This window comes from Pigmentiphaga daeguensis (assembly GCF_039523035.1).
GTDB classification, from domain to species: domain Bacteria; phylum Pseudomonadota; class Gammaproteobacteria; order Burkholderiales; family Burkholderiaceae_B; genus Pigmentiphaga; species Pigmentiphaga daeguensis.
The window spans coordinates 95,722-112,595 of record NZ_BAAAEN010000013.1 but is presented as its reverse complement, the minus strand read 5'-3'; the positions used below and the strand labels follow the sequence as shown (position 1 = coordinate 112,595).

Below are 16,874 nucleotides of genomic sequence, written 5' to 3'. Positions count from 1 at the left end.
TCATTCTCCGTTGGGGGCCAGCGCCCCCTCCAATTCGCGGGCCGGGGCTTCCGCGCCCAGGTAGGCCTGCTGCACGGCGGGGTCCGCCGCGAGATCGGCGGCATTGCCTTGCAGCACCACGTGGCCGTGCTGCAGCACATAGGCCCGGTCGGCCAGCTCCAGCGCGATGCGGGCGTTCTGTTCCACCAGCAGGATGGTCTGGCCGGACGCCTTCCAGCGGAACAGCACCTCGTAGACCGCATCGACGAATTTCGGCGACAGGCCCATCGACGGCTCGTCGATGCAGACCAGGCGCCCGCGCCGCAGCCACGCCCGGCCCAGGGCCAGCATCTGCTGTTCCCCGCCCGACAGCGTGCCGGCCAGCTGGCCCCGGCGCTCGGCCAGGCGCGGGAAGGCCTGGAACACCTCGTCGAGGTCGGCGGCCACGGCGGACTTGTCGTGGCGCCGCGGGTAGGCCCCCAGCAGCAGGTTTTCGCGCACCGTCATGTCCGGAAACACACGGCGCCCCTCGGGTACGCTGGCCACGCCCAGCCCGATGACCTCGGCGGGCGCCAGGCCCTGGATCTCGCGGCCGTCCAGCAGGACGCGTCCGTTGGACGGGCGGGCCAGGCCCAGCACCGACTTGAGGGTCGTGGACTTGCCCGACGCGTTGCCGCCCAGCACGGAGACCACTTCTCCGGCCTGGACACGCAGGCTGACGCCGAACAGGGCCTGGACGGCGCCGTAGTGCACGTCGACCGCGTCCAGTTGCAGCAGGGGGGAGGAAGAGGGCAGCTCAGCCAAGATGGGCATCCGAGTTGACCGGCCGCCTGCGCGCGCGGCCGAGGTAGGCTTCGACGACTTCGGGATGGTCCAGCGCCTCGGCCGGGGTGCCGGTGGCCAGTATCCGCCCCTGATTGAGGACGATGGCCTGGTCGGCGATGCGCCGGACCAGGGACAGCTTGTGCTCGACGACCAGGATGCCGAGCTGCGGCTGTTCCGCGCGCAGCGCGAGCAACAGATCGGTGAGTTCGGCGGTTTCGCTGGGGTTCATGCCGGCGGCCGGTTCGTCGAACAGCACGAAGCGCGGCCGGGCAGCCAGCACGCGCGCCAGTTCCAGGCGCCGGCGGTTCGCGTACGAAAGACTGTAGGCCGGCTGGTCGCGCCGCGGCCAGAGCCGTTCGCCGAAGCGTTGCAGGGCCGCGCGGGCGCGTTCCTCTGCCTCGGCCCGGCGGCGGCGCCAGGCGGGCAGGCCGAGCAGTTCGCCGGCGATCTCGGTCAGCGGATCGACCAGCCGCGCGGACCCCGCGCGGCCGAGCAGCCCGGCCTGGGTGCCCAGCATCACGCTGTCCCATACGCTCAGGGCGGGGAACACGCGCGAGGTCTGGAAGCTGCGGCCCAGGCCCAGCCGGGCGATGCGCTCGGGGGCCAGTCCGTCGATGCGGCGGCCATCCAGGAAGACATGTCCCGACGAAGGTTTCTCGACTCCGCTCAGCAACTGGATCAGGGTCGACTTGCCGGCGCCGTTGGGGCCCACCAGCGCCACGGTCTGGCCCGGGGCGACGGCGAAGCTGACGTCGTCCACCGCCTTGACGCCGCGGAAATGGCGGCTCAGGCGCTCCACCCGCAGTCCTCGTTGTTCATCGCGAGTCGTCATATCAGTCGTTCATGGCAAAGAGGAGTCCGTTGCGACGCGTGTTTCGATCGAGGGCACAGCGGATCCGGCTTTGCCGGTCCGCCAGTGCCGCCCCCTTGAGGGGGCGCGCGTAGCGCGTAGGGGGTGGGTTTCATCTTGCTCCGAGGAGGCCATGCGGACGCAGGCGCAGCATGATCAGCAGCGCCAGGCCGTAGGCGACCATGCGCCATTCGGCGAAGGGCCGCAGCAGTTCCGGCAGCAGGGTCAGCGCGAAGCCGGCCAGCGCCGCGCCGGTCAGGTTGCCCAGCCCCCCCAGCACCGCGATGGTCAACAGCAGGATGGAGGCGCTGACGGTGAAGCTCTCGGGACTGACCACGCTCTGCACATAGGCGAACAGGCCGCCCGCCAGACCCGCCAGCAGGCCGGAACAGGCGAAGCCCACGAGCAGGTAGCGGCGCACCGGCAGTCCGGCGGTATGCGCCGCCAGCCGGTCCTCGCGTATGCCGCGCCAGGCCCGGCCCACGCCGGAGTCCAACAGGCGCTGCGCCAGGAACAGGGCGATCCCGGCCACGGCCGCGACCAGCCAGAACTTGCCGGCCAGGCTCGGCAGCGGCAGTCCGCCCAGCAGCGCCAGCCTGGGCGCCGGGATGCCGATGAACCCCATGGGGCCGCGCGTGACGTCCAGCCAGCTCATGAACACCAGATAGCCGATCTGCCCGACGGCCAGCGTGCCCAGCGCGGCCGTGTGGCCGCTGAGCTTGAGCAGCGGCAGGGCAGCCACCACCGCCACACAGGCGGTGGCCGCGGCGGCGCCGATCAGCGCGGCCTCGGCCGGCCAGCCGGCATTGCGGGCCAGCAGCCCGACCGCGTAGGCGCCCACGCCGTAGAAGGCCGTATGTCCGATGGACAGCACGCCCAGCGCCCCGGAGACCAGCGTGACGCTGGCCACCAGCAGGGCGAAGATCATGGCGTAGACCACGGCCTGCAGAAAATAGGCGTTCTGCGTGAGCGCCGGCAGCAGCGCCAGCACGGCTGCTGCCGCCAGGAAGCCCCAGGGCGGGAGTTCCCAGGCGCGCACGGCGCCGCGCTGGCTGGAGGACGAGGCCAGCACGCTGGTGGTCGGCATGGCGCCCGCCGCGCCGCTGGCGCCGCCCAGCGCGTCCAGGCGACGGTCGCCCAGCAGCCCGTGCGGCCGGAACACCAGGAAGACCAGCACCAGGCAGAACGCCACCAGGTCGCGCGATCCTTCGCCGATGTAGGCGCTGGCCAGCGTTTCGACCACGCCCAGCAGCAGGCCGCCCAGCACCGCTCCCGGCGTGCTGGTCAAGCCGCCCAGCAGCGCCGCCGCGAAGCCTTTCAGGCCGAAGGGCAGCCCCATCTGCGGGAACACGCTCTTGAAATAGAGCGCGACCAGCACGCCGCTCAAGGCGCCCAGCGCGCCGGCCAGGGCGAAGGCCAGTTGCCGCACGCTGCCGGTACGCACGCCCAGTTGCGCCGCGGCATCGCGATCCTGCGCGGTGGCGCGCAGCGCGCGGCCCCACCACGAGCGCGACAGGAACAGCGTCAGGGCCAGCGTGGCCAGCGCGCCGAAACCGAAGATCAGCAGGTCGGTGCTGGTGACGTAGGCGTTGCCGAAGTAGTAGGTGGCTTCATCGAACGATACGGGAAAGGACTGGCTCTCGGGCGACCAGACGATCTCGGCCAGCTGTTCGATGATGAGACTGATCGCCAGCGTGGACAGCACGGGGGCGATATAGGGCGCGTTCTCCAGGGGACGCAGCGCCACCCGTTCGAGCAGCATGCCCAGCAGCGCGACGATCAGCACCGAACCGGTGGCCGCGACCGGCAGCGGCAGTTGCAGCACGGCCACGCCGGTGAAGGCGATGAAGGCGCCCAGCATGAACAGCGCGCCCTGCGCGAAATTGATGAGATTGGAGACGCCGAACACCAGCGAGAAGCCGAGCGCGATCAGGGCGTAGACCTGGCCGATGGCCAGGCCGTTCAGAATCTGGCTGGCGAATAATTCGAGCATGGGAATGAGTGCGGTGGCCGGAAAAGGCTGCGCCGGCCGCGCCGTGAGGCGGGCCGGCGGCAGGCGCTGAAGGAAATTACTTGTTCAGTTGGAATTCGCCGTTGCGTATCACCAGGAAAGTGGGCGCCTTGCGGACGTTGCCGTTCTCGTACTTGGTCACGCCGGTGACGCCCTCGTAGGCGGGGCCGCCCGCCAGTTCGTCGCGCACGCTCTGCCCGGTCAGCGGCTTACCCGATTGCACGACGCGGCGGATGGCGGCCACGCCCACGCCGGCTGCGTCGTAGGCCAGCGCGGCGAACTGGTCGGGCGTACGGTTGTACTTGGCGCGGTAGGCGTCGACGAAGGCCTTCTTGGACGGATCGCCGGCGAAGAAGATGCTGTGGACGACCACGCCCTCGGCGGCCTTGCCCGCCAGTTCGATGAACTTGGGCGAGGTCAGCGGCACGCCGCCGCCCACCGGAATGTCGACGCCGGCTTGGCGCAGCTGCTGGATGAAGATCGAGGCTTCCTGGTAGGGCAGGGCCAGGAAGACGCCGTCGGGCTTGAGCGACTTGATCTTGCTGACCAGCGGCCGGAAGTCCCGGGCGTTGGGCATCACGGCCTCGGTCAGCAGCACCTTGCCGCCGTCCTTCTCGATGGCGGCCGAGGTGGCCTTGACGGTGAACAGGCCCCAGTCGTCCTGCGAGTACGGGATGACGATGCGGTTGGCCTTGAGCTGCTTGTGGATGGTGTCGGCGTTGTACTGGGCCAGCACGTCGTCGGTATTGTTCTGCCGGAACTGATACGGGCTCTGCTTGCTGAAGTCCGGGTGCGACGAGGTGGGGCTGATCTGCGCGATCTTCGCCTCGGTGAAGATGGGCGCCGCCGCCAGCGACGCCGTGGTCGACCAGGAACCGATGGCCAGCACCACGCCGGGCGTGGCCACGATCTTGCGCGCCACGGTGGCGGCTTCCTGCGGCGAATTGCGGTCGTCCTCGACCACCAGCCTGATCGGGCGGCCATTGATGCCGCCGTCGGCATTGACCTTGTCCAGATAGAGCTCGATGGCGTTCTTGAAGCTCGCGCCGTATTCGGCGAAGTTGCCGGACAAGTGGGTGAACAGGCCGACGGTGATCGGCGGTTCCGCGGCCAGGGCGGGGGCGGACAACAGGCCGGAGGCAGCGGTGGCCGCCAGCAGGCGGCGGAAGGGGAGTCGCGTCGGCACGTCGGTTCTCGGGTCGATGGTGGAGGAACGGCTCCGCGGCGGCGCGAAGGCCGGCGGGGCTGTGGATGGAGGTAAACGTTATGCTTTCGTCAATAAAACATCAACGTATTGTTACTAATAAGCTTATATCGCCGGGACCGTATCCAGCAGTCCCGCGCGCCAGGCCAGCCAGGCCAGCGCGACCAGGGCCAGGACGATGGCCAGGCCCCAGGCCTTGCCGTGCCGCTCGGCGAAGGGATCGCGCAGGTTGCGTCCCGCGTCCGGCGGGATGCGCGCCATGCGGGAGAGCGAGCCGCCCAGCTTGACGTTGATCTTCATGCGGCCATTGATGGCCCAGCCGCTGGCGTCCAGCAGCGGGCCCAGGCTGCGCTGGCGCAGCTTGAGCCAGGCGATGAGCACGCTGGGGCCGGAGATGCTCAGGACGATGCCCAGCAGCGCCACCGGTATCCACCAGCCCAGGTCCACGAACTTGGTGAAGACCGCCACCAGGACCGTGCTGATGCTGCCGAGCGCGACGCCCAGCGCGGCCACGGTGCCCACGTCGACCTTGCCCGGCGTGGCTGGCCGTGCCGTCCCGTCCTTCCTGTCGGCGGTGACCAGGTTGGCCGCGAGCGAGCCCAGCTTGCCCTGCGCCGCCTCGTCGCTGGCGGCGGCGCGCCTGGCGACCTGTTCCTCGATCATGCGTACGAACTTCTTGTACGGAGAGAAGAAGGCCTGCGCGATGCTGGTGGGGTTCTCGATGATCTTGACGATGGTGGCGTCCCAGTCGCGGCCCTGGCGGTCGTAGAACACGCCGTTGCGGCCGACGAAAAGAAAGTCCACGTCGCCGGCCGTGACCGCCGCGACGATGGTGATTTTCTCCGCCTGGCGGCGGCAATCGCAGTAGACGAGGTAGGCCTTGGCCAGGCCAGCCAGGGCCGCATGGCGGGCCGCGTCCTCGACGCGCACCGTCAGCTCGCAGCTGCGCGCGTCCAGGTACAGGGTGCCGGCCTGGAAGATCGCGCCTTCGCGGCGGTAGAAGTCCTTGAACGAGACGAAGTTGTCGAGCAGGTGCGCGAGGTCGCGCTGGAAGCGCAGCAGTTTTTCCAGATCGCCCATGCGCGTGGTGCGCGGCTCGATCTTCTCGTCGGCGTCGAGCAGGGATTTGACCGCTGCTTCGGTGCCGTCCTCCAGCATGGCCATGAGGTCGGCCACGGCCACGGCGTCGAGCCGTGTCTGCGGCTTGGCGGCCAGCCAGTTCCGGGCCGGTTCCAGCCGCGCCATCAACTGCCGCCACGCCGGCTCCGGCAGGGTGTCGAGCGGCGTGCCCAGCAGGGGTTCCGCGGCACGGGTACGGAAGGTCTCGAGTGCCTGCGCCCAGGCGGGATTGACGCCGTCGCGCAGCGGCAGCGGACGATCGGCCGCGATGGCCGCCAGCGGCAGGCGGGCGATGTGATCCGAACCCAGGGTCAGCGCCTCGTCGTACAGCTTGCGGTATTCCTCCTGCGAGGGGTTCAGTGCGGAAGCCGCCCGGCGGTCGTAGCCCGCCAGGCGGCAGCGCGCGTAATAGTCCTCGATCTTGGCCTGTACCGCGTTCACGGCCTGGATCGCCGCAGGGGTGTCGTCGCCCAGCGGCACGACGGAGCGGTCTCCCGACACCTTGTCGCGCCATTGGCGGATCGCCGCGGCCTCGGCGAAGAAGGCGTCGGCGCGCGCCCGGTCCGTGCCAGGCTTGCCGTCCAGCCCCTCTACGCCGCCATGGGTCTCCATGATGCGGCGGATCGCGGCGCGGACCGCGGGCGCTTCCGCCGTGTCTTCCGTGATGACGCCATCGCCGTTGAAGCGCATGGCCGCGAGCAGGCGACTGCGATCGGCGACGTCGGCCAGGCCGATGGTATCGCCCGGCTTGCCCAGCAATTGCAGGATGTGGCGGGCTTCCTCGGCCAGTTGCATGCCTGCTTCGCCGTTGGACAGGGCGTCCAGCGCCAGCGTGTCGCCGCCTTGCAGCAGCCGGTCCGGATCACGCAGCCGCTCGCATGTCCACCGGCACGCGGCCAGCAGTTCGGGGGGGCGGATGCGGCCGTCCGCATCGGTATCGATCAGGTCGAGGGTGCGGGGGTCGAACTCGATGCCGCGCGTGGGGCAGGCCAGCGCCACCCATAATTTCTGATCCAGCTGATCGAGATGGCATACATCGGCGCCCGAGCGGATCGATACCTGATCGACGCCGCCCGCGCGGAAGAATTGCCAGGCATGTTCCATTGACGGCCGGCTCCGGGACGAGTCATGCGGGATGGTGCCGCGCCCTCCCGCATTTTTCGTGCCTCGGCGTGAGTCAAGGCATGGAGCAGGCCTTTCGTGCCGGCCCTACAGCAGCGACTGGCCGTATTCCAGCACCTGGTCGCAGACCTTTTCGGTGATCTGCTGCTTGAGCCCGCCGCCTCCCAGCTCCATCTTCTGCCCGCTGTTGCCGCCCAGGATGCCGCTCAGTCCCTCGCGATAGCCGGGATCGGACTGGGCCTGCTGTTCGCCGCCCAGCTTGCCCAGCAGCTTGTCCTTGACGGACGACGCGCCGCCGCCGAGATAATTGTTCTTCGCGCAATAGGTCAGGATGCCCGTGATGTTGCCGGTGCCGACCGAACCCAGCGAGGGCATGGACGCGCCGCCCAGGCCGCCCAGCAGCGATCCTCCGCCGCCCGACGATTGCTGGCCGCCGCCGCCCAGCGCGCCCTTGACGGAATCCAGAAGCTGGGCCTGGGCGGCGGTGGAGGCTCCCAGGAACAGGCCCAGGGCGATGGCGGCAAGACGGGGGGCAGCGGTCGACATGTTTGATCTCCTTGACGGCTTGGATGGTCCGGTGAAGGGCCGGGGCCGCTCGCCGGATGCTGCTCAAGCGTATACCAGGTTGGCGACGCGAACCAATGGCCGATACCGCTGCTGACAACGGGTTGCCGATCACGATCCTGACAAGCGGCTGACATGCCGCATTTCCGGGATCCAGCCTCGTGCTCTACACTCGTCGGGCCCGACCGGGCCACCTCTTACGCAACGGATTCCGCATCGTGTCTTCCGCCGTATCACGTTCCTCGCGCCCCCTCGTCATTGCCTCGGTGATGGCCTCCATGTTCATGATCGCCATCGAGGCCACCATCGTGGCGACCGCCATGCCGCAGATAGCCGGGGACTTGGGCGGACTGAAGCTGTACAGCTGGGTGTTCGCGTCCTTCCTCCTGACCCAGACCGCGATGACCGTGGTGTTCGGCAAGCTTTCCGACATCTATGGCCGCAAGCCGATGATGCTGGCCGGCATCGCCGCGTTCCTGCTGGGCTCGATACTGGCGGGCTTCGCATGGTCCATGCCCTCGATGATCGTCTTCCGGCTCATCCAGGGCATAGGGGCGGGCGCGATACAGCCGGTGGGCATGACCATCGTGGCCGACCTGTATCCGGTGCGCGAGCGCGGCAAGGTCCAGGGATACCTGGCCAGCGTATGGGCGATTTCCGGCGTGCTGGGCCCCATGCTGGGGGCGCTCATCATCCACCAGTTCTCGTGGGCCTGGATCTTCTGGATGAACGTGCCGCTGGGCCTCCTGGCCACGGCGGGCTTCGTGTTCTTCCTGCATGAACAGCGTGAGCGGCGGCCGATGTCCATCGACGTGACCGGCGCCGCGCTGTTCACGGCCACCGTGGCGGCACTGATGATCGCCCTGACCGACGCCGGCGACGGCCAGGCCTCGCGCGCGTGGATGGCGGCCGGCGCCTTCGTCGTCTGCCTGGTCCTGTTCGTGCTGCAGGAGCGGCGCGCCGAGCATCCCGTGGTGTCCTTCGCCTTGTGGAGCCGGCGTCCGGTGGCGGCGGCGAACGTGGCGATGCTGCTGGGAAGCATGGTGATCATGGGGCTGACGACCTTCCTGCCCATGTACGTGCAGAGCGTGCAGCACCGCACGCCGGTGGTGGCGGGGCTGGCGCTGACCATGATCATGGTGGGCTGGCCGCTGGGGTCCACCGTGGCGGCCAAGGCGTTTCCCCGCTACGGCCTGCGCCCCATGCTGCTCCTGGGCAGCATACTGGTGCCGATCGGGGCCTGCGCATTCCTGCTGCTGTCGCCGGACAATTCGCCGGTGCTGGCGGGAGCGGGCTCGCTGATCGTGGGCCTGGGCATGGGCTTCATGGGCGTTTGCTCGCTGGTGCTGATCCAGGAGATCGTGGACGTGTCCGACCGCGGCAGCGCGACCGCCTCCAACATCTTCGCGCGCAACCTGGGCAGCACCCTGGGAGCGACCGCGCTGGGCGCGGTGTTCAACTTCGGACTGGCCCGGGCCACCAGCGATGCGCCCATCTCCTCGGAGCAGCTCAAGCGCGCGCTGGAATCCGCCGGCGCCAATCCCGTCATCCAGGCCGCCATGCAGGACTCCCTGCACATGACGTTCTGGGCGGTGCTGGTCATCTCGTTGCTGGTCATGGCCGCCACGGTCTGGATACCGCCCACTACCGTGGGACGCGCGAGCCGTCCCGCCGCCAAGATGTAAGCGTCGGCATCGCGGCCGGCGGCCCGCATCGGCGCCGGGGGCGTCGGAAGGTGCCGGCCCCAGACCCTGGTGCGGCGGCACCCCGGGGCTCGTCCATGGCAAGGATGACGGCCGCGCGGGGCGTGGATGTTACGGCCTGTGAGGCCCGTGGCGCTTTCTCGCATACATACGGCAACCCGGCGCCCGGCCTGGTTTTGGCAGGATGGTGGCACCAGGAACCCCATTTGGAGATTGCCATGAAACGAAGCTATGTCCCCGCCGTGGGCGCCTGCCTGATCGCGATGGCGTCGGCCGCGATGGCGCAGGCCCCGCAGCAGGCGCCCGCGCCGGATCCCGCGCAGGGCGCGATGCCCACGCAGCCCCAGCCCGCGGCCAATGTGTCGGACGATCAACTGCGCAAGTTCGTGAGCGCCGCGCAGAAGGTGGCCATGATTTCGCAGGAGTACACGCCGCGGCTCAACGCCGCGACGGACGCCGCGTCGCAGCAGCAGGTGCACAAGGAGGCCGATGACAAGATGGTCGACGCCGTGCACCGCGAAGGCCTGACGGTGGACGAGTTCAACGGCATCGGCCAGGCCGTCGAGCAGAATCCCAGCCTGGCCCAGCGCGCCCGCGACATGGCCAAGTAAGGCATCGCGGGCGCATGCCCGCGATGTTCGCGCGCGATCAGCCGAACAGCTTGTTGGCGGTGCGGGCCACCAGTTCGCCCTGGAAGCGCGCGCCGGCGAGGTCTGCCGCCGAGGGCTGGCGCGAGCCGTCGCCTCCCGCGATGGTGGTCGCGCCGTAGGGCGCGCCTCCCACGATCTCGGTCAGGGTCATCTGGCCCTGGTAGCTGTACGGCAGGCCCACCACCACCATGCCGAAATGCAGCAGGTTGGTGATGATGGAGAACAATGTCGTCTCCTGGCCGCCATGCTGCGTGGCGGTGGAGGTGAACGCGGCCCCCACCTTGCCGTTCAGCGCTCCGCGCGCCCACAGGCCGCCGGTCTGGTCCAGGAAGGCCGCCATCTGCGAGGACATGCGCCCGTAGCGCGTGCCGGTGCCGATGACGATGGCGTCGTAGTGCTCGAGATCGGCCACCGTGGCCACGGGAGCCGCCTGGTCCAGCTTGAAGTGGGCATTCTTGGCGACGTCGGGCGGCACGGTTTCCGGCACGCGCTTGATGTCCACCTGGGCGCCCGCGCTGCGCGCCCCCTCGGCCACGGCCTCGGCCATTTTCTCGATGTGGCCGTATGACGAGTAATAGAGAACCAGGACCTTGCTCATGGAACCTCCTTGGACGGCGTGGGCGATCCAGGTATTCATCCCATACGCCCGGCCGGCGCGCAAGCGGAAGATGTGTAATGAAGTGTTGCGCCTTCTCAGGGCTTGAAGGCGCCGATGAAGATGGCGGGGTCCACCCGCGCGTCGTTCAGGCTGACGTTCCAGTGCAAGTGGGGACCGGTGGCGCGGCCGGTCGATCCGACTCGTCCGACTTCCTCGCCGCGCGCCACTTCCTGGCCCACGCGCACCCCGATCTCGGACAGATGGCAGAACATGCTGATGAAGCCCTGGCCATGGTCCACGAATACCGTCCTGCCATTGAAGAAGTAGTCGCCCACCAGGACCACGCGTCCCGCGGCGGGAGCCTTGACCGGCGTGCCCGCGGGCACGGCGAAGTCCAGGCCGGAATGGGGGTTGCGGGGTTCGCCGTTGAAGAAGCGTTGCAGGCCGAAGGGGCTGGAAAGCCGGCCGCCGGCAACGGGGCGGTCCAGCATGACGTTGCTGGGGCCCTGGGGGCGGAAGGCGCGGTAGGCGGCCAGTTGTTCGGCGGTTTCCTTCTCGATGCGCGCGAGGTCGGCCGGGTCCGGGTTGACCTGGCGCTTGTTCTTGAGCTTGATGTGCTGGGCGACGTAGGTCTTGCTGCCCACCTGGAAATCCAGCGTGCGCGTTCCCGCTTCCTCCTGCACCGCCAGCCGTTGCGTGCCCGGCCTGGTGCCGAGCGGTATGCCGACGACGGCGATCCACTGCCCGCCGTCGTCGCGCAGCACCATCGTCCTGCGGCCCAGATAGGTGGCCACGGGGGCGGCGGGGCCGTCCCCCAGCGGAATCACGGCCACGCCGCCGGGCACGGGCTTGTTCAGAAGACGGGTGATGAAGCTTTCGGCATGGGCGGGCAAGGCGGCGCACAGGGCGGCCGTCCACAGCAGGCAACGGGCAAGCATGGCGGGCATGGGAAGGGCGGGAGAAGACATCGCCCCAAGCGTACAGGCTGCCGCCGTTTCTCCGCAAACGCGCCTCAATCGCCGTCGAGTTCCCGGTAGTGGCGGAAGATGCCGTCACCCCAGGGCAGGCGCCGTCCACTGCCCAGGTAGGCCTGGAGTTCCGGCAGGCCGCCGACGCGCGCGTGCAGCGCCATCACCCGTGGATGGTCGCGCGCCAGGGTCGTCATGCGCCGGGGGAACGCATACAGCAGGCCATCGACCAGGTGATAGAGCGACAGGTCGGCATAGGTCCAGCGGCCGCCGCCGCCGATCCAGTCGCCACGGCGGGCCAGCACGCGTTCGAAGTAGCCCAGGAACTTGGGCATGCGCTGGGCGCGGAAATCGCTGGCGCGCCGCAGCGCTTCCGCCTTCTGCTCCTCGTAATACAGGCCGGAGGCGATGGGGTGATGGACGTCATGGGCCTCGGCCACCATGTCGGCGATGGTCAGCTGGATCTGGTTGATCCACAGCCGGCCCGCCAGGTCGCTCGGCGCGAGGCCGTGGCGTTCTCCCAGGAAGAGCAGGATGTTGGCCGTTTGCGAGATCGTCATGTCTCCTGCGACCAGGTACGGCGGTGCGAAGGGAGGGCTGTCGCGGTCGGCGCGCATGTCGGCCACCAGGTCCGAAGCATCGACGCCCGGCTCGCGCGCGCATTCCCGGTAGGGGATTCCGCCGGCTTCCAGCGCCAGGCGGACGAACTCGCCGCGTCCGGGTATGCCGTTCCAGTACCAGAACTCGTAGGTCATGCGGGCTCCTTCGTGTCTTGCGCCTGGAACTCCAGGCAGATCTTGCCGAAATGAGCGTGCGCGGCCTCGTGGCGGAAGGCGTCGGCGATCTTCTCGAGGGGGAAGCGACGGTCGATCACGGGATGCAGGCCGATGGCCTCCAGGGCGCGCACCATCTCCTGCTGCTGCCGGCGGCTGCCCACGATCAGGCCTTGCAGGCGAGCCTGCTTGGCCATCAGCGCGGCCGTGGGAATCTCGCCGCTGCCGCCGGTCAGCACGCCGATCAGCGAGATGTGGCCCGCCACGCGCACCGCCTTGATGGATTGCGCCAGCGTACCCGGGCCGCCGACCTCGATGACGTGGTCCACGCCGCCTCCGGTAAGCTTGCGCACCGTGTCGCCCCACTGCGGATCGTCGCGGTAGTTGATGACGTGGTCGGCGCCGAGCGCGCGGGCGCGCGCCAGCTTCTCGTCCGACGACGAGGTGATGATGACGGACGCGCCCATGGCCTTGGCCAGTTGCAGCGCGAAGATCGAGACGCCGCCCGTGCCCAGCGCCAGTACCGTGTCGCCCGCCTTGAGCCGGCCGTCGCCGACCAGCGCGCGCCAGGCGGTCAGTCCGGCCGTGGTCAGCGTGGCCGATTCGGCGTGGTCCAGATGGCGGGGAGCGTGCGTGAACCAGGTCGCCGGGCGGACGATGGCCTCGCGCGCATAGCCGTCCACGCCGTCGCCGGGAACCGTGGAGAAATTGCCCACCCGCGCCTCGCCGTCCAGCCAGTGCGGGAAGAAAGTGGACACCACGTGGTCGCCTTCCGCGAACTCCTCGACCCCCGGGCCCACCTCCTCGACCACGCCGGCGCCGTCCGCCATCGGAATGCGGCCGAAGTAGCGCTCGTCCGTGCGCAGGGCGACGAGGTAGTCGTGGTAGTTCAGGGAACTCGCGTGCAGGCGCACGCGGATCTCCCCGGCCGCCGGGGATCCGGGGTCGGGCAGGTCGATGAACTGGAGATGGTCGAGCCCGCCTGGGGCTCCGAGCACAACGGCTTTCATGAGGGACTCTCCTGGGCAGGATGGATGTGGCGCGTGTTCGTATAAAATAACGCCGGGTGTCCTCGCTGTATACGCGGGGGCAGGTTCTGGGCACCGGTCGGGCCGCCGGTGCGGGATTCTTGGATGATCCAGATGAATCGACACGCCCCTCGCCGGCCCGTTCCGCGCGCCCAGGATCTTGCCGCTCGAGCCCTGCTCGCGGTGGAAAGATTTCTTCACATCGAAGCCGTCAGCGGCATCGTGCTGCTGGCGGCCGCCGCCACCGCCCTGGTCTGGGCCAATTCCTCCTACGCCTCCGCCTACCACGCGCTGTGGCATGCGCCGCTGACTTTCGGCCTGGGCAGCCACGTCGTCTCGCAGTCGCTGCATTTCTGGATCAACGACGCATTGATGACGGTGTTCTTCCTCGTGGTCGGGATGGAGATACGGCGCGAGATCCACGAGGGCGCGCTGGCCAGCCTGGCCCAGGCGGCGCTGCCGCTGGCGGCCGCCCTGGGCGGCGTGGCGGTGCCCGCGCTGATCTATCTTGCGTTCAACGGCCAGGCGCCGCAAAGCCAGGGCTGGGCCGTGCCCACCGCCACCGACATCGCGTTCGCGGTCGGCGTGCTGGCGCTGCTGGGCCGGTCCATTCCCGCCAGCGTGCGCATCTTCCTGCTGGCGCTGGCGATCATCGACGACATCGTCGCGGTGCTGATCATCGCAATGTTCTATTCCGGCGGGCTGGACCTCAGCGGATTGCTCGTGGCCGCCGTGGGCATCGTGATGGTGCTGGCCCTGCAACGGATGGGCGTGGGGACCGCCTACGCCTACGTGTTGCCCGGCGCGGTGCTGTGGATCGGCCTGTTGCAGACGGGCGCGCATCCCACACTGGCGGGGGTCGTGCTGGGGCTGATGACGCCGGTGCTGCCCGCGCCGCGCCACGAGCATCCGCTGGACATCGTGCGCCGCGCGGCGGATTTCCTGGTGCGCGAGGGCGCCGCCGATACCGGTGGCACGGCGGCGCAGGCGCGGCGGCTGCGATGGGCGCAGCGCGAGCTGGTCGCGCCCGTGACGCGCGTGCAGATGGCCCTGCATCCGTGGGTGGCCTATGTCGTCATGCCCCTGTTCGCCCTGGCCAACGCCGGCGTCACGCTGGACGGCGTGGACCTGTCGGTGTCCTCGTCGCAGGCCGTCATGCTGGGCGTGGCGGCGGCGCTGGTGATCGGCAAGCCGCTGGGCGTCGTCGCTGCCAGCTGGATCGCGGTCCGTCTGGGATGGTGCAGGTTGCCTGCCGGCGCGACATGGGGCGGGGTCGTGCTGGTAGGCTTGCTGGCGGGCATAGGCTTCACGATGTCCATCTTCATCGCCAATCTGGCGTTCGGCGACGAAAGTCTGCTGGGGGCGGCGAAGCTGGGCGTGCTGACGGCATCGGCCGTGGCGGCCACGGCGGGGCTGGCGTGGGGCGCCGTGCTGGCGGCCAGGCAACGGCACAAGGCGGGGCCGCAGGGTGAGGGCGCATCCTGAACCCGGTGGCATGTCAGGTCTCGAAGTCCACCAGTTCGTCGCCGTCGTTCACCGCGTCGCCCACCGCGAAGCGGAAGGCCTTCACCCGCCCGTCCGACGGGGCGCCGATCGTGTGTTCCATCTTCATGGCTTCAAGCACCAGCAGCGGCGTGCCGGCGGTTACCCGTGCGCCGGGTGGCACCAGATGCGCAGCCATCCGGCCCGGCATGGGCGCGGTCAGGGCGCCGCCGGTGTCTGCTCCTTGCTTCCAGGCCAGCAGCGGATCGACCCGTGTGAACGTCCATGCCGAGCCGTCGCAATACACGATGCGGTGGGCCCCGTCCCGGTAGACGTCCGCCCGCAGCGTGCGATCGGGCAGGGCCGCTTCCAGTCGCGGATCTTCCCCGCGCACGCAGACGGAGACCGTCGAGCCGTCCAGCACGGCGATCATTCCTCCGGGCCCGGGCTTGACCGAGACTTCGCGGCGATAGCCGCCGCACGCGAACAGGAATGCCGTGGCGGCGTCGCCATTCAGGCGCCAGCCGTCCGCGCGCCACGGCGAACCGGCCGGCGTCGTGCCGGCGACGTGCCGCATTTCGGCCAGCGCGGCCAGTAGCCACGCTTCCCGGGGCGGCGGTTCGTCGGGCCCGAACAGGCGATCGTGTTCGCGTTCGATCAGGCCGGTGTCCAGGTCCGCCTGTTCGAACCAGGGCGTGGCGACCAGCCGCGACAGGAAGGCGAGATTGGTGGGCAGGCCCACGATGCGGCAGGCGGACAAGGCCTGCCGCATGCGGGCCAGTGCCTCGCGCCGATCGGCGCCATGGACGACGAGCTTGGCGATCATCGGATCGTAGTGCGAAGAGATGGTGTCGCCTTCGTCGACGCCCGCGTCCAGGCGCAGCCAGGGGGCCGCGGGAGGCGGCACGAAGCGCCGCAGCCGCCCCGCCGCGGGCAGGAAGCCTTGATGGGGATCCTCGGCGTAAAGACGCGCTTCCAGCGCATGGCCGGACGGGGCCGTCGGCCGGCGGTCCCGCGGCAGCGGTTCGCCGCTTGCCACGCGCAACTGCCATTCGACCAGGTCGAGCCCGGTGATCATTTCCGTGACCGGATGCTCGACCTGCAGCCGCGTGTTCATTTCCATGAAATAAAAGGCGCCCCCGGGATCGACGATGAACTCCACCGTGCCGGCGCCCACGTAGCCCACGGCGCGCGCGGCGTCGATGGCGGCCCGGCCCATGGCCTCGCGACGCGCGGCGGTCATGCCCGGCGCGGGCGCCTCTTCCAGTACCTTCTGGTGGCGGCGCTGGACCGAGCAGTCGCGCTCGAGCAGATGGACCATGTTGCCGTGGCGATCGCCGAAGACCTGGATCTCGATGTGGCGCGGGCGCAGGACGTAGCGTTCGACCAGCATGCGATCGTCGCCGAAGGCCCCCACGGCCTCGCGCTTGCAGGCGGCCAGCGCCGCATCGAAGTCCTCGGCCCGGTCCACGCGGCGCATGCCCTTGCCGCCGCCGCCCGCGCTGGCCTTGATCAGCACCGGATAGCCGATGCGGGCGGCCTCGCGGGCCAGCAGCGCGGGATCCTGGTCGTCGCCGTGATAGCCGGGGGTAAGCGGCACGCCCGCCCTTTCCATCAGGGCCTTGGCGGCGGACTTGGAGCCCATCGCGCGGATCGCGCCGGCGGGCGGCCCGATGAAGACCAGGCCCGCGCGTTCGCAGGCCTCGGCGAACGCCGCGTTCTCGGACAGGAAGCCGTAGCCCGGATGGACGGCCTGCGCGCCGCTGGCCAGCGCGGCCTCGACCAGCGCGTCCGCGCGCAGGTAGGAGTCGCGCGCCGGGGCGGGGCCGATGCGCCGGGCCGCGTCGGCTTGCCGGACGTGCCGCGCGCCGGCATCCGCGTCCGAGTACACCGCGACGGTCGCCACGCCCATCCGCCGGGCCGTGGCCATGATCCGGCAGGCGATTTCTCCGCGATTGGCGATCAGGATCTTGTCGAACACGATGGGGCTTTCCTTGA

General features: G+C 69.6%; 14 protein-coding genes. 3 read left to right on the top strand and 11 right to left on the bottom strand.

From position 1 onward, the window contains the following. The 6 genes from ABD104_RS17120 to ABD104_RS17095 form a co-directional block, all read right to left on the bottom strand. A complete protein-coding gene (locus ABD104_RS17120; protein WP_207958592.1) occupies nucleotides 1-792 on the bottom strand; it encodes an ABC transporter ATP-binding protein in 792 nt (263 codons plus the stop codon). Then, on the bottom strand, nucleotides 776-1,636 hold the full coding sequence (locus ABD104_RS17115; protein ID WP_338618022.1) for an ABC transporter ATP-binding protein: 861 nt from the start codon (nucleotides 1,634-1,636) through the stop codon (nucleotides 776-778). Before ABD104_RS17115 ends, ABD104_RS17120 begins: the two co-directional genes overlap by 17 nt. A gap of 130 nt (nucleotides 1,637-1,766) precedes the next feature. Beyond that, the gene (locus ABD104_RS17110) at nucleotides 1,767-3,647 is read right to left on the bottom strand and encodes an ABC transporter permease (protein ID WP_343927913.1); all 1,881 of its coding nucleotides are present in this window, start codon (nucleotides 3,645-3,647) and stop codon (nucleotides 1,767-1,769) included. Nucleotides 3,648-3,723: 76 nt separating this feature from the next. Beyond that, complete coding sequence (locus tag ABD104_RS17105) at nucleotides 3,724-4,851, bottom strand: ABC transporter substrate-binding protein (protein WP_165963054.1); 1,128 nt, start codon at nucleotides 4,849-4,851, stop codon at nucleotides 3,724-3,726. A gap of 123 nt (nucleotides 4,852-4,974) precedes the next feature. Further along, nucleotides 4,975-7,092 (bottom strand): hypothetical protein, encoded by a 2,118-nt coding sequence (locus ABD104_RS17100; protein WP_343927912.1) that lies wholly within the window; start codon nucleotides 7,090-7,092, stop codon nucleotides 4,975-4,977. Between the two features lie 105 nt (nucleotides 7,093-7,197). Further along, nucleotides 7,198-7,656: a DUF2501 domain-containing protein gene (locus ABD104_RS17095; protein WP_087837457.1), complete on the bottom strand. Its 459-nt coding sequence runs from the start codon at nucleotides 7,654-7,656 to the stop codon at nucleotides 7,198-7,200. Nucleotides 7,657-7,943: 287 nt separating this feature from the next. Between ABD104_RS17095 and ABD104_RS17090 the strand changes: the two genes are divergently transcribed. Together ABD104_RS17090 and ABD104_RS17085 are read left to right on the top strand one after the other, a co-directional pair. Beyond that, a complete protein-coding gene (locus tag ABD104_RS17090) occupies nucleotides 7,944-9,359 on the top strand; it encodes an MDR family MFS transporter (protein WP_087837456.1) in 1,416 nt (471 codons plus the stop codon). A gap of 236 nt (nucleotides 9,360-9,595) precedes the next feature. Beyond that, on the top strand, nucleotides 9,596-9,988 hold the full coding sequence (locus ABD104_RS17085) for a DUF4168 domain-containing protein (RefSeq protein WP_087837455.1): 393 nt from the start codon (nucleotides 9,596-9,598) through the stop codon (nucleotides 9,986-9,988). Between the two features lie 37 nt (nucleotides 9,989-10,025). Here the strand turns inward: ABD104_RS17085 and wrbA are convergent, their stop codons facing one another. The 4 genes from wrbA to ABD104_RS17065 all read right to left on the bottom strand — a co-directional run bounded on the left by wrbA (nucleotide 10,026) and on the right by ABD104_RS17065 (nucleotide 13,376). Then, on the bottom strand, nucleotides 10,026-10,625 hold the full coding sequence (gene wrbA, locus ABD104_RS17080) for an NAD(P)H:quinone oxidoreductase (RefSeq protein ID WP_087837454.1): 600 nt from the start codon (nucleotides 10,623-10,625) through the stop codon (nucleotides 10,026-10,028). 95 nt (nucleotides 10,626-10,720) lie between these two features. Beyond that, nucleotides 10,721-11,563, bottom strand: coding sequence for a peptidoglycan DD-metalloendopeptidase family protein (locus ABD104_RS17075; protein WP_425543345.1), 843 nt, complete (start codon nucleotides 11,561-11,563; stop codon nucleotides 10,721-10,723). A 74-nt stretch (nucleotides 11,564-11,637) separates the two neighbouring features. Continuing rightward, nucleotides 11,638-12,348 (bottom strand): glutathione S-transferase, encoded by a 711-nt coding sequence (locus ABD104_RS17070; RefSeq protein WP_087837453.1) that lies wholly within the window; start codon nucleotides 12,346-12,348, stop codon nucleotides 11,638-11,640. After that, nucleotides 12,345-13,376, bottom strand: a complete 1,032-nt coding sequence (locus tag ABD104_RS17065; protein WP_343927910.1) for a zinc-dependent alcohol dehydrogenase family protein — start codon at nucleotides 13,374-13,376, stop codon at nucleotides 12,345-12,347. The genes ABD104_RS17070 and ABD104_RS17065 overlap by 4 nt, the downstream gene beginning before the upstream one ends. A gap of 132 nt (nucleotides 13,377-13,508) precedes the next feature. On the opposite strand from ABD104_RS17065, the gene nhaA reads away from it, so the two are divergent. Continuing rightward, nucleotides 13,509-14,879: a Na+/H+ antiporter NhaA gene (nhaA, locus tag ABD104_RS17060; RefSeq protein ID WP_279816204.1), complete on the top strand. Its 1,371-nt coding sequence runs from the start codon at nucleotides 13,509-13,511 to the stop codon at nucleotides 14,877-14,879. Between the two features lie 13 nt (nucleotides 14,880-14,892). Here the strand turns inward: nhaA and ABD104_RS17055 are convergent, their stop codons facing one another. Further along, nucleotides 14,893-16,857 (bottom strand): acetyl/propionyl/methylcrotonyl-CoA carboxylase subunit alpha, encoded by a 1,965-nt coding sequence (locus ABD104_RS17055; RefSeq protein WP_343927909.1) that lies wholly within the window; start codon nucleotides 16,855-16,857, stop codon nucleotides 14,893-14,895. Between the last annotated feature and the right edge of the window lie 17 nt (nucleotides 16,858-16,874).